General features: G+C 37.3%; 13 protein-coding genes. 7 read left to right on the top strand and 6 right to left on the bottom strand.

The features are described from left to right. Window positions 1–156: 156 nt before the first annotated feature. From ACUNWD_RS17320 to ACUNWD_RS17295, 6 genes are all read right to left on the bottom strand, one after another. Window positions 157–1,065, bottom strand: coding sequence for a DMT family transporter (locus ACUNWD_RS17320; RefSeq protein ID WP_445589109.1), 909 nt, complete (start codon window positions 1,063–1,065; stop codon window positions 157–159). Between the two features lie 61 nt (window positions 1,066–1,126). Further along, window positions 1,127–3,580: a phenylalanine--tRNA ligase subunit beta gene (gene pheT / locus ACUNWD_RS17315; protein ID WP_445589108.1), complete on the bottom strand. Its 2,454-nt coding sequence runs from the start codon at window positions 3,578–3,580 to the stop codon at window positions 1,127–1,129. Window positions 3,581–3,777: 197 nt separating this feature from the next. Continuing rightward, window positions 3,778–4,344 carry a helix-turn-helix domain-containing protein gene (locus ACUNWD_RS17310; RefSeq protein WP_445589107.1) on the bottom strand — a complete coding sequence of 189 codons (567 nt, stop codon included), beginning with the start codon at window positions 4,342–4,344 and terminating at the stop codon, window positions 3,778–3,780. A gap of 566 nt (window positions 4,345–4,910) precedes the next feature. Then, the gene (locus ACUNWD_RS17305) at window positions 4,911–5,357 is read right to left on the bottom strand and encodes a cold-shock protein (RefSeq protein WP_445589106.1); all 447 of its coding nucleotides are present in this window, start codon (window positions 5,355–5,357) and stop codon (window positions 4,911–4,913) included. A 154-nt stretch (window positions 5,358–5,511) separates the two neighbouring features. Next, a complete protein-coding gene (locus ACUNWD_RS17300; RefSeq protein WP_445589105.1) occupies window positions 5,512–7,023 on the bottom strand; it encodes an alpha/beta fold hydrolase in 1,512 nt (503 codons plus the stop codon). A gap of 200 nt (window positions 7,024–7,223) precedes the next feature. Beyond that, window positions 7,224–8,072, bottom strand: a complete 849-nt coding sequence (locus ACUNWD_RS17295) for a lysostaphin resistance A-like protein (protein ID WP_445589104.1) — start codon at window positions 8,070–8,072, stop codon at window positions 7,224–7,226. 185 nt (window positions 8,073–8,257) lie between these two features. Between ACUNWD_RS17295 and ACUNWD_RS17290 the strand changes: the two genes are divergently transcribed. The 7 genes from ACUNWD_RS17290 (at window position 8,258) to ACUNWD_RS17260 (ending at window position 13,132) form a co-directional block, all read left to right on the top strand. Further along, window positions 8,258–8,956 carry a hypothetical protein gene (locus ACUNWD_RS17290; RefSeq protein WP_445589103.1) on the top strand — a complete coding sequence of 233 codons (699 nt, stop codon included), beginning with the start codon at window positions 8,258–8,260 and terminating at the stop codon, window positions 8,954–8,956. 82 nt (window positions 8,957–9,038) lie between these two features. Further along, window positions 9,039–9,449, top strand: a complete 411-nt coding sequence (locus ACUNWD_RS17285) for a VOC family protein (RefSeq protein WP_445589102.1) — start codon at window positions 9,039–9,041, stop codon at window positions 9,447–9,449. A gap of 123 nt (window positions 9,450–9,572) precedes the next feature. Then, the gene (locus tag ACUNWD_RS17280) at window positions 9,573–10,463 is read left to right on the top strand and encodes a nitroreductase family protein (RefSeq protein ID WP_445589101.1); all 891 of its coding nucleotides are present in this window, start codon (window positions 9,573–9,575) and stop codon (window positions 10,461–10,463) included. A 61-nt stretch (window positions 10,464–10,524) separates the two neighbouring features. Further along, window positions 10,525–11,430 carry a hydroxypyruvate isomerase family protein gene (locus ACUNWD_RS17275; RefSeq protein WP_445589100.1) on the top strand — a complete coding sequence of 302 codons (906 nt, stop codon included), beginning with the start codon at window positions 10,525–10,527 and terminating at the stop codon, window positions 11,428–11,430. A gap of 157 nt (window positions 11,431–11,587) precedes the next feature. Beyond that, complete coding sequence (locus ACUNWD_RS17270; RefSeq protein WP_445589099.1) at window positions 11,588–12,130, top strand: RNA polymerase sigma factor; 543 nt, start codon at window positions 11,588–11,590, stop codon at window positions 12,128–12,130. Beyond that, window positions 12,087–12,632: a hypothetical protein gene (locus ACUNWD_RS17265; protein WP_445589098.1), complete on the top strand. Its 546-nt coding sequence runs from the start codon at window positions 12,087–12,089 to the stop codon at window positions 12,630–12,632. Before ACUNWD_RS17270 ends, ACUNWD_RS17265 begins: the two co-directional genes overlap by 44 nt. 2 nt (window positions 12,633–12,634) lie before the next feature. Beyond that, window positions 12,635–13,132 carry a DUF4252 domain-containing protein gene (locus ACUNWD_RS17260; RefSeq protein WP_445589097.1) on the top strand — a complete coding sequence of 166 codons (498 nt, stop codon included), beginning with the start codon at window positions 12,635–12,637 and terminating at the stop codon, window positions 13,130–13,132. Window positions 13,133–13,227 lie beyond the last annotated feature (95 nt).

Genomic DNA, 13,227 nt, shown 5'->3' with positions numbered 1-13,227 from the left:
ACCTATAAATCACAGAGAACCGGGCTAATTGACTCGTAGAGGCAGGAATTACATCCAACGATCATATTCGTTCGCAAACTGGCAGGCTTGCCTGGCTTCTCTATTTCAAAGCCAATAAAGCATGATAAAAGGAATTAAGTTTTGGTTATTGGACAATCAAGAAATCTTTTTTGACTTTCTTCCAACCACCAAAATCGCAGCTACCAATACTAACGCGGCACCAAGTAATGAATAAACTGAAAATCTCTCCGGGTCGATCCATGAAACTTCCATGTGGGTCAGTAAACCCATTACCAGAAAAGTAATCATTGGGTTGAGAATGATAATAACACTCACCTTGTTGGCTTCGGTATATTTTAATGCCTGCGAAAGGCTTCCATAAGCAATGAGCGTATTCAAGCCCAGGAACAATAGCAGGAGCCACCAAATCCAACTCAAAGATAACAGCGGAGTAAAATCGACGAATGGAAGATAGACCAATGTTGGAAAACCAAACAGAAATAAATTGAGAGTCGTGGTTGCATGTTTTTGCACCAATCTTTTTTGAATAATTGCATAGGTTGCCCATGCCATCGCCCCGCTAAAAGTAAAAAGCACTCCCATATTGTATTGGCTTTCCTGACCAATCATCACTTTAATTTGCTGACTGTAGAAAAAGAAAAATCCTGTTAATGCCAGGACAAACCCCAGTATCTGCCTGATTTTTATTTTCTCTTTGAAAAAGATAATGCCAGCCAATGCTAAAGTTATAGGTCCTGTTTGAATAACCAGTTGCGCATTACTTGGACTGGTGTAGTGAATTCCCTGCATAAAGCCCATGTAATTCCACGATAGAGCAATAGCTGCAATAACCAATAGCAAGGGAGGCTTTATAAGAATCTTGAGGGACGATGGTCTTTTTACCGATTGCCAGAGTGCCAAAAAATTAAACGCAATGGTAAACCGAAACCATACAATAGTGACTGGTGCTACTTCTCTGGCAGCTACTTTCAACGCAATCGCCAGGAATCCCCAAAGAAATGCAGTGAGTATAGCGTATAAGATTCCTTTTTGGTTATTGCTCATAAAGTGTCTTTAAAAAGTAAGCGGGTGATCTAAAATCACCCGCTTGTTAACTTAGTATATTTTATCGGAGTGTTGCTCCTATCTCTCGTTCAAAGCTGCTAATGAGTCGTTGCATGATCTTATCAATTTGCTTGTCTTTAAGCGTCTTCTCATCATCACGCAAGGTAAAACTTACAGCATACGATTTTTTGCCATCCGGAACACCTTTTCCCTCATAAACATCAAACAGATCGACATTCCGCAACAATTTTCTTTCTGTTTTTTCTGCCAGTTCACGAATTTGTCCGAAGGTGACTTGTTTATCCAGCAGTAAAGCCAGATCGCGGCGAACTTCAGGATATTTAGATAATTCAGAAAACATTACTTTGGTATTTTTCTGTTCCAGAATGATATTGTCCATCATCAGGTCTGCATAGTATACCGGGCTTTCAATTTCAGATTTCTTCAATTGCTGCTTACTAACAATACCCAATTCTGCAATTAATCTTCCCGATGGAGTTTTATAAGCAATACCTTCAGCAATTAATTCATTATTGAAACTTTCACCTTTTAACTGATCTGGTTTAATTCCAACACGGTTGAGCAAATTTTCAACAAAGCTTTTCAATTGGAAGAAAGAACTCTCAGTTTCTGCCATTGCCCAGCTTTCCTTTTCCTTTTTGCCAGTTATGAAGATACCCAAATGCTCTTCTTCACGATAGTTTTTCAAAACGGCTTCAGTGAGTTCCGAACCATTATGAAAATAGCAGTTTCCAAATTCGTATAAGCGAAGGTCTGCATTTCTACGGTTGGCATTGTAAGCAATTGCTTCGAGCCCGCCAAATAACAACGTTTGACGCATTACCCCCAAATCGTTACTTAATGGGTTGAAAAGTTTGACCGTATGTTCGTCTTTATAAGTTTCTCCGTTTTCGTAGTAACTGGCCTTGGTCAATGAGTTTGACCATATTTCATTGAATCCTTGCGAAGTCAGTGTTTCTGCCATCAAATTACGAATTTTCACAGGATCAGGCTTCACAGAATATTGCAACGAAGCATTTATGCTGGTTGGAATTTCAACATTATTGTACCCATAAATACGTAAGATTTCTTCAATTACATCGGATTCCCTTTTTACATCAACACGATATGGAGGTACAGAAAGAGACAGGCCGGTTTCAGTTTCGGCATCCACTTTAATTTCCAGTCCTTCCAAAATCAATTTGATACGCTCGGCTCCCAAATCTTTACCAATAAGTCGTTTAATATTGGCATAGCTAACTTCCACTTTGAAGTCTTCAACCGGTTCGGGATATATATCTAAAATTTCTGTTGAAATTTTTCCACCAGCTATTTCTTTCATCAATAAAGCAGCACGTTTCAATGCGTAAAGTGTTCCGTTTGGATCGGTACCACGTTCAAAACGGAAAGATGCATCCGTATTCAATCCATGTCTGCGAGCTGTTTTACGAATAAACACTGGATCAAAACAAGCAGACTCAAGGAAAATATTTTTGGTGCTTTCTTTCACACCCGATTTAATTCCGCCAAACACACCACCTATACACATTCCTTCTTCAGCGTTGCAAATCATCAAGTCGTTTTCGTTCAACTCTCGCTCTTCTTCATCCAGTGTGGTAAATTTTGTTCCGGCAGGCATTGTTTTAACAATTACTTTCCCCCCAGTAATTTCGTCAGCATCAAAAGCGTGAAGTGGTTGCCCGGTCTCAAACAAGACGTAATTAGTAATGTCAACTAAATTATTAATTGGATTTAGGCCAATTGCTTTCAAACGATTCTGCAGCCATTCGGGTGACTCTTTTACTTCAACGCCAGTAATGGTCACTGCAGAATACCTTGGACAAGCTTCCGGATTTGCCACCTCAACAGGAATCTCCAAATCATGGTTATCAACTTGAAAATCATCAACCGATGGTTTGGTGTAAGAAATATCTTTTTGCTGTTTCAGATATGCTGCCAGGTCGCGGGCAACACCAACATGCGAAGCGCCGTCAATTCGGTTTGGAGTTAAGTCAACTTCAATTGCATAGTCCGATTCCACGTTGAAATATTCACTCGCAGGGGTGCCAACTTTCGCATCCGCAGGCAAAACCATAATGCCATCATGACTGGCTCCCAAACCAATTTCATCTTCGGCACAAATCATTCCCTGTGAAACTTCACCACGTATTTTTGATTTCTTAATTTGAAATTCGTTGTCTCCATCGTAAAGGATCGTACCAATGGTGGCGACCACCACTTTTTGTCCGGCTGCTACATTTGGAGCACCACAAACGATCGGCAAAATTTCGCCCGTACCTACGTCAACAGTAGTTTTACTCAGGTGATCCGAATTCGGATGCTTCTCGCAAGTAACAACTTCACCAATGACCAATCCTCGCAGGCCTCCTTTAATACTTTCAACTTCTTCAATGCCACCTATCTCAAGGCCAGTTTGTGTTAATACATCCTCCAGATCTTTTGGAGTCAGGTCGGTATCAATATAGTCTTTCAACCATTTATAGGAAATCTTCATAATTTAATACGCTTTATTCGCTGAATTTCAGAGTCCGACAAAAGTAAGCATTTTTTAGGCTGAGGCAAAGAGCGAAGCAGGGAATTATTGATGGGCGGGATGCGAGTTTCAAGTTGTGGGTTTCGGACTAGGGACACCCCTTTAAAACTGGATTATTTTCAGCCGGCCAATCCAGCTCAGAGTTCCGATTTTTTGTTTTATCCGATTTCTTTAAGTGCTTTTAAAATATTTTTAATTTCATAATTGTCATGCAATCCCTTTAGAAAAACAACAAGCACTAAGACATTTAAAACCAAAATAATTGTAATATGCTCTGCTAAGTATAAAGACACAAAAAGAACAATAACAGAAATACTAACCATTATTACTAATACTATGGATAACGTAAGCACTTTATTATGTTTTTCTATAATATCCTCAATTGGGATGGTTTCGAGTTTAGTTTTTAATTTATCAACTGACGAATTGCTTAATAAAGCGTATCTCTTAATTAAAATGGCTCTAGCTTTGTCTAAATTAATTATATCGTCGGATTTACTTGCTTTCGAATTATGATCAGAATCATTTTGAGATAGGCTGAAAAAATCAAAATCAAGAACTTTAGAAATTAATCTTAAGGTATATCCTCTTGGCTCCACTTCGCCGGATTCAATACGTTGTAAAGTCCTTACACTTATATTGCATTGTTTTACCAACTCCTCTTGAGTTAATCCTTTGGTTTGTCTTAACTCAATAATCTTGAATCCTAAATCAGGTTGTTTCATAATCATAGTATTGTCCGCAATATTGCAAATAACTTAAAAACCAAGAGTCATTTTAACGTGAATTTATCCTGTCATTTTAATGACATTTGACGCCACTCTCCCGAACTTAACACGTGCAATATTCTCATATTCTATTTATTATACAATCACCCAGAGGCAGATTTATGCACAACGCATGTGTATGTTCACTAAATATTACATCCCGCTTTAGTATGTATTTTGTGCATTTTATGTTTCCGAAGTTACATAAATCATCATAATCATTGATTTTGCTTTTGAATAAAGTTTCAACAGGGGACACTCTTGTATATTGTTGCCCCACTACGCTGTTCCTACGAGTAGGGAGCCTAATCCGCCAATTGACGGATTAGGAGGCCAATAAAATATTATTCATCCCTGAGATATCCCAGGTGATATTTATTAGAAAGCTTTTTTGAATTCTGTTGGAGATGGCCATCGGTTAGATTTACCAAACCGATGGAATAATCATCAAAACGAGGCTGTCATAGTCGCTTACAACAATTAGTAATCGAATGCAGGTGAATTAGAGTTCGCGCCGTCCGTTGTTAAATCTTCTTTACGCGAACAGCATTTAATCCTCTTAACCCTTGTTCTAATTCAAAGCTGACCTTGTCTCTTTCCTGTACTTCTTCCGTTAGTCCATTTACATGGACAAAATATCTTTCATTTGTTTGATGATCTATAATAAAACCAAATCCTTTTGAATGATCAAAAAAGTCGACCTTCCCATTTCTTATTGGGTCAAACACAACTTCTTCTTTTTTGGGGATACTAATTTCAATGCTCTCTGCATTTATTTTCTTCTTTTTTGTCGGATCTGGTGGAGTCTCTGTGAAATTTCCATATTCGTCGACATACACGATCATATCATCAAGGCTTGAGCTTTTAGAATTCGCCTTGCGCTCTTCCTGTTTCTGCAGCTTGTCTTGTCTTTTCTTTAAACGTTTTTTCTCTTTTTCTTTTTTGCTAAATGTTTGTTGCGATTTCGCCATATATAAATTGATTTTGTCTACGCACAAAAGTAACAATTCCCCAACCATATAAAGCAAGTATTGGATATTAATCCTGTTTTTGCAAGAAATGATGTTTTTAAATGTCAACAAATTCGGTTTTGAACTGAATTATTCTGAACATGGTAGGGCATATTTACTTCACATTATATTTTTGCTTAAAATTATTCATACAGTCACTATTCGGCGCTTTTATGGGGTTATTTAAAAATTCAAGAATCATGGGTAATGCACATGATGTTGCATTATCAAAGGCAGAATGGGGCACACCATCAAAACGATAAATATAACAATTCGTATATTGTTTTTTTAGAACCTCGTCATATTGAACTGGAATTACAGGATCGTACTTCCCATTTAAAACTAATAAAGGTGTATCAAATGATTCGTGAATTATTTCTTTTGATGCTTGTGCGCACTTAATTTTCCATTGCTTCTGAACTTCCAATAAATATCTCCCCCCCAATCCGGACAATGTAATTCCATCTGCAAATGTTTGGTATTTAGGATCAATGTCAATGTCAGAAAGTTCATAATACCCTGCTTCATTTATAAAAACAGTATAACCTAGTCCATCGGCAAAGAATTTGGGGCTTAATTTTCCTATTGCAAAATCGGCAAACGAACTGTAATCTCCATCAAGAATATTGCCAATAAAGACTGGAATTTGAGTAGAATAGAACATATGAAGTAAAACATGCTCGGCTAGCCGATATCCATTAATCAGAACTGAAACTTCATTACCTGATTCAGGATCTTTCACGCGCACCTCTTTAGGTTCTTTGTTTAAGTGGTCCATGAGTTTCAGGAAACGTTCTTCCATATTTGGAAATGAATTCTGACACAGTGAATCTTCTTGACATTCCTTGAAATAGTTTTTTAAACTGTTTATTATAATTGGCACATAGTTGAAAAGTATTGTTGAATCAATGGGCAACCCTGCATCAAGGATTGCACAACGCACACGATCCGGTTTTTCTCGGATGACATGATGGGCAACTAAAGTGCCTGCAGAAGAACCAACTAAGTTGAATTTATTGTATCCAAGTGCATCCATAACCATATGGATATCTTTTGCTGTTTCTAAATTATTGTAGGCAGAGAGATTGATATTTTCACGTTCAAATCGTTGCTTGGCATTTCTCAAAGCATGTCCCAATCGAAACATTGTTTCTTCTACGCTCAAATTTTCATCCAACATATCCTTATTTGCTTCGAATACCTCACCACATGCTAAAAAAGATGAAGAGTATCGCAATCCTCGAAGTTCAATTATTACAATGTCCCTGTTTGGCAAAAGGTAGTTTCCAAGACCACCAGCAATTTGTGGAATAAAATTATCTAGATTGGACTTCCCCGGACCACTTGTATTCATAACAATTGGCTCCTCCGCTATCGAGGGATTGCTACAAGGGAATATTGCAACTGCCAAGCGTATGCTATTCAAACTTGAACGATCATGAAACTCCGGAACGTCAATATAACCAAACTTAAAATTTTCACCTAAGTTTAGACCATCGGGCAAACTAAAAGGACAGGTTGGCGATTCAATAAAGGTTCCAATAGGGTTTGATTGCCCGTAAACTTGATATTGAAATGAAAGTAAAAATAGAAATACAAATAATGGCAAAGTTCGTATAAGGCTCATCATTTCATGTTTTAGATTTATATCTAATATTGAAAAGTTTATTATGCCAGCAAATACTTCTGATTTTCAGTTACTGTTATCGAATGAATCTCATTCATAAAATCACCTTTTTCCTATTTCGTTACCCAAATTACGAAATTGGTCAGGTATCTATCGCATGTTTTTACAATTTAAATTGATTTTTAACATGTCACCAAGTTCTAATCCAAAGTGACAACTTGCGATTTTCGTTGATAATAGATCCCTAATCCAACAATGACCACACATTGAAAAATGGAAGCCAGTATGGAAGCTTCAAAACCAAACTCACCTCCACTAAACAGGTTGTTCTGATTAACAGAAATTTCAAGAATTGAATAGCTGTCTTGTCCGCTTACATTAAAACCTAACCAGGTTTGGAAGAGGTTCCAACTAAAATGCAATCCCAATGGAAACCACAGATTTTTTGTATGAATGTAGGTGATTCCTAATAATATCCCGGCCAGGAAAATATTTACCAACCCAATGGTGCTAACGTTTGGATTAAAAGCATGCATCAACGAAAAAAGGATTGATGAAACCAGTAGTGCTACATACTTATTAAATGAGATCATCAGGTTTCGAAGAACATATCCCCGGAGTAAAAGTTCCTCGGAAAAAGAGACAATCATGAAAAGAATAATTGTGAGAAAAATGTTTAACAGATTAAAATTGATTGATTGATAAGATATTTGATTAGTTGCCAGTAGGGAAACAAACCCCAACAGCATAATCATAATACCAATCGCAATACCACGGTTAAGCTCTTTGCTTTGTCCCTTAAAATTCAAACCGAGAGTTATTAGCTTGTTCTTCTCAATAAATCGAACAAAAAGCCATATTACTAAAAGAGTGCCTATCAATGAAAAAGCGGAAAGAATAACCAGTTGCATGGGGCTTTTGTCGTCAACTGGATTCATTAAATCAATACCTATCACTAAGGAACCAAGATATTGAAATACTCCAACTACAAGAATGTAAGGAATAATGATCAGTAAAATTCGTTGCCAACCTCTGTGTCTACTTTTCATTTCTGCTTTTTTGGGTGAATGTGTTAAGTTATTTGTGGCTCAATTTAGTTAAATAATTTTTGAGTGGAGACTGAAATTGTACCAATCAAAATATTACGTTTCAATCAACCACTTATTTGGGATGAAATTTACTAAATTCATAGTCTCTTTTAAGGTTTCAACATTCAATCACAAGAAATTCAGGAATGGCTATAAATAGTGAAATTCAAGCGGAATTAGAAAATCACAAGGTTGATTTTGTCCATTTCATAGATATTTCACAATTGGCAAAGGAGCAAAACAAAGGCTTCGCCAGCGCAATCTTGTTTGGAATTGTATTATCTCCAGCATATTTGCAGGAAATAATCAATACTCCTGATTTTGTTGCCCGGATGATTCGCAACAAACAAGTCCAAAACGACGAATTTCACAAAACTGAGTTAAAAACAGACAGGATTGCTGACCAATTGGCATCTTTCCTTATTGAGAAAGGATATTCAGCTTATTCTCAATCGGAAGATCATATCGCTAAAACCGGATTCTATAATGAAAATACAAAGACCACTCCCCTTCCTCATAAAACAATTGCATTAATGGCTGGTATTGGGTGGATAGGTAAGCACGACTTATTGGTAAACCCTAAATTTGGAAGCGCCATTTCGATGTGCTCCGTGCTAACGGATGCGCCCTTAAAAACTATTAGACAACCGTATTCTCCACCTAAATGTGGAGATTGCAAAGTCTGCCAGGAGGTGTGTAATTCAAACGCTATCCATGGCACACAATGGAACATTGGCAAATCAAGAGATGACATTGTGAATGTTTATAAATGTACTACCTGTTTGAGATGTTTGGCCGTTTGTCCATGGACTCAGGCTTATGCAGAAAAACACATGGTAGTTTAAAAGCTGCTTCAGAATACCTGAAATAATCATTATTACTCTGAAATTCTGGCTATTTTTAAAGGACCGTTAAAAACAGATATACATGAGCATAAAAATTAATCACCTGCAGCACATCGGAATTCCGATAAGCAATATTGAAAGATCACGAGAATTTTACGAACGTCTCGGTTTTAAACCTGTCATGAGATCAACTTTTGACCATGAAGGAGCAGAAGGCAAAGTCGCAATGATGAAACATGGGAAGGTAATTGTTGAACTTTATCAAATGCCGGAGCCCGAATTAAGCGAAGTAAAAAAACGTAAGGACGGAAGAATTGATCATGTTGCTTTTGACGTCTCAGATATTGATGAAACTTTTACAACGCTTAAAAGTAAAGGTTTTGAGATTTTAGAAGATAGTCCTGTATTTTTAAATTTCTGGAAAAAGGGTTGTCGATATTTTAATATTTCAGGTCCGGATGGTGAACGGCTTGAGTTTTGTCAGATCTTATAACAACCATCGTTTAAATTTACATTTCGACGAAGGCTCTTCTTATAATGCACTAATTATGAATAGAATATAAAATTCTATTTCTATTCACTTTTTAAAAGAAGACTTAATTTAAGTGTATAACCAATGAATAGTATTTCTGAAAATTATATTGACCATAGCTTATGTCTTAATTGCAAATTATGCATTGAAATATGCCCTACCAATATAATTGGAACCACCGAAAATGATCAAACCTACTTTATTGAAGCGCGTGAATCCATTTGTTTGAAATGTGGGCAATGTATGGCTATTTGTAAATCGAAAGCAATTCATGTTGATGGATTTTCATATGAAAATGATTTATTTGACCTGCCTGCAAATATAATCGAGTATGATCAATTTATGGACTTTTTGGCAACTCGCCGATCGATTAGAAACTTTAAGAAAAAACCAGTCTCCAATAAACTAATCTCCCAAATTATTGATTCAATTTCATTTGCGCCATTTGGATCAGACCCGCAAGAAATTAATATTACAGTGGTTAACAATCGTGAGAAAATTGAGTCTGCCCTTCCTCATATCGAAAGGTTTCTAGATCAAATAGTCAAATGGATTGAAAACCCGATTTCACGATTTTTAATGAGAAAACGGAATAGCGTTGAAAAATTCAATACGGTCCTGCATCATTTATATCCAATGGCAAAATTGGAAAACTATAAACTAAAATATGGAGACCGAATTACCAGAGGAGCACCTGTAATTATTATTTTTCATGCGAATAGAAACACAGCTGAGCACACGAATAACTCGTTAATTAATGCAACTTATGCCATGCTAACGGCACATTCGCTTGGACTTGGTGCAACAATGATTGAGATTGTTCCTGCATCAATAAATAAAGTGGATAAAGTCAGAGAAATTTTCCAGATTCCAGCCAACCATGAAGCTATTATGTCGGTTATTGTTGGGCATCCAAAATACAAATATCAAAGTGGCATCAAACGATCCGTGCAGGAAAAACACTGGATAAATTGAAATTTAACAGAGTTTTCATATTTATCCGTATTTTTAAGGTTCAAACCATATAACTAATCCCATGAAAGAACGTCAAAGCCGAAGAAATTTCCTAAAAACTGGCAGTTTTGCGGTAACTGCAGGTGCATTATCTGCCACTTCACTAAGTAGTTGTTGTAACGACGATAAAAAGAAAGTGGCAAAGCCAGGGCAAACTCCCAACACCAAATTTGCTGTTAACATCGAAATCTGGTGGAGCGATCTTCCGGTGCTAGAGCGAATTGACAAGACTGCTGAATTAGGATTTCCTGCCATCGAATTTTGGAGTACCGATGGAAAGGATTTAGATGCCATGGCTGCTAAGTGCAAAGAACTTGGATTGACGATTTGCCAATTTACAGCCTGGGGATTTAATCCGGGAATGAATAATCCTGAAAACCACGATCTTTTTGAAGAAAAGATAAAAGAAACTATTGCGATTGCTAAAAAGCTAAACTGCAAAAAAGCAACGGTTGTTGGTGGAGACGATCAGGAAAGCATGACTCAGGAAGAAATGCATGCTAACATCATTACGGCTCTTAAACGTGTAAAACCGCTGATTGAAGAAGCTGGTTTAATGTTGATTTTGGAACCAATGAATATTCGGGTCGATCATAAAGGACACTGCCTGTATGGAAGCGAACCTGCTTTGAGAATTTGCAGAGAAGTAGATTCTCCAATGGTAAAAATTAACTGGGACCTTTATCACATGCACATTACAGAAGGAGACCTTTGCGGACATCTCAACGAAGGGTTTGATCAGGTTGGTTATATTCAGGTTGCTGATCATCCCGGACGAAAAGAACCGGGAACTGGCGAGATTTACTATCCACGAGTGCTTAAAGAATTAAAAAAGTTAGGATATACTGGCTGTGTTGGGTTGGAATGCTGGCCCCTTGAAGATGAACTAACAGCCGCACAAAGAGTTTTTGAAGCTGATAACTGGTAAACCAAAACTTCTTTATAAATCAACAGGCACTGAATTTACGGATTTGGTGCTTTTTTATAAAAAAAGCTTTGCTACTTATTTTTTTACATTCCCATGTAATGAAACTAAACGGCTACCGTCTTACCTTTGAAAGCAGATTGATAACGAGTTTAATTGCATGTTAGCCAAAGAATTTAAGACATCGGTTTTACCATTAAGCAGCAAATTACTGCGCTTCGCCATCCAATTCACAAAAAATGAAGAGGAGGCCAGAGATATCATTCAGGATGTGTTTCTAAAACTTTGGCAAAAAAGGCATTCACTCGAGAAAGTGGAGAACATAGAAGCTTTTGCGATGCGAATGACTCGTAACAAATGCCTGGACATGTATCGGGCAAAACGTTCTTTTCCTGCTGAAGAAGAAGAGATTAAGAGACACAAGGAAGAACAACAAGATCTTCAACAGGAAGTGGAATTGTCGGAAACGGCAATCATATTGAGAAACTTGATAGATAAATTACCGGACTTGCAGCAAACAGTGATGCGAATGAGGGACATTGAACAGTTGGAATATGACGAAATTGCAGAACGAACAGAGCTCAACATCAATGCAATTCGGGTAAACTTATCAAGGGCACGAAAAAAAGTAAGAGATGAATTTTTAAAAACGCAAGCATATGGACTTGAAGGACATCAAACAAAAGCTGCACGATTATTTTGAAGGGAATAGCAGTAGTCAGGATGAAGAAATTCTGAGGGCTTATTTCTCTTCGGGGGAAGTTGATGAAGAACTTCAACCTTACAGCGAGTTTTTTGGAGGACTTAGCCTGCTTTCAAAAACCAAGGATGGGCAGCTGGAAGAAGACATCATGGATTTCATCCTGGAAAGCGAACATAAAGAAAAAAATAAATATCGCTGGCTGTGGCAATCTGTAACAGCTGTTGCTGCCGCCCTGATGATTGCTTTATTAGTTGTGAATTTCAATCAAAATCAATATAAATGGGAAGATACTTATTCAGATCCGGACCAGGCTTACGTCGAAGCTAGAAGAACCCTTGAATATGTTGCCGGCAAGTACCAAAAAGGGTTAGTGCAGCTTCAACCGGTAAAAAAATTGAACACAGCTTCCCAACCATTAACAGAAGGAATGGACATTCTTGAGAAAGGTTTCCAAGAGGTTCAAACCAGTAAAAAAATAAGTGAAAAACTAAAAAAACAATAGCTATGAAACGATTTGTAATTCTATTAATTCTGCTAATCCCTCTATTTGGGATGGCCCAAAAAAGCCCGGTTGACAAGCTTTTTGATAAATATGCCAACAAAGAAGGAATGACCACAGTAAATATTAGTGGTGCACTGCTTGGTTTTGCAAGCAAGATAGACAGCGGTCCGGAAGCTGATATACTATCGGGATTGGAAGGTGTTAGAATACTTGCTGTTGATGATGATGAACTGAATAAATCGCTTGACTTCTATAAGGAACTCGACGATGACGGTTTTTTCAAAAATCATGACTATGAAGTATTAATGGAAGTTACCGAAAAAGACGAAGTCGTACGTTTTTATGCACGGAATGCCGGAGGTGGCAAATTTTCAGAGTTGTTATTGGTAGTTGGAGGTGATGACAACGCACTTATCAGTATTCGGGGAATCATTGATCCGGAGAATATTGGAAAGATTACTGGAGCACTTGATATTGATGTACTTCCCACAAAAAAATAAATAAAACTCTCAAATAATAAAGAGGCTGTCTCAAAAGAGATGGCCTCTTTTTATTTTCAGCGAAGAGTGGGAAAAAGATTGAAAGTTATCAATCT

The sequence above is a fragment of the Sunxiuqinia sp. A32 genome, assembly GCF_052690465.1.
The sequence above is the reverse complement of the archived record's forward strand: the minus strand, read 5'-3'. Positions and strand labels throughout refer to the sequence as shown.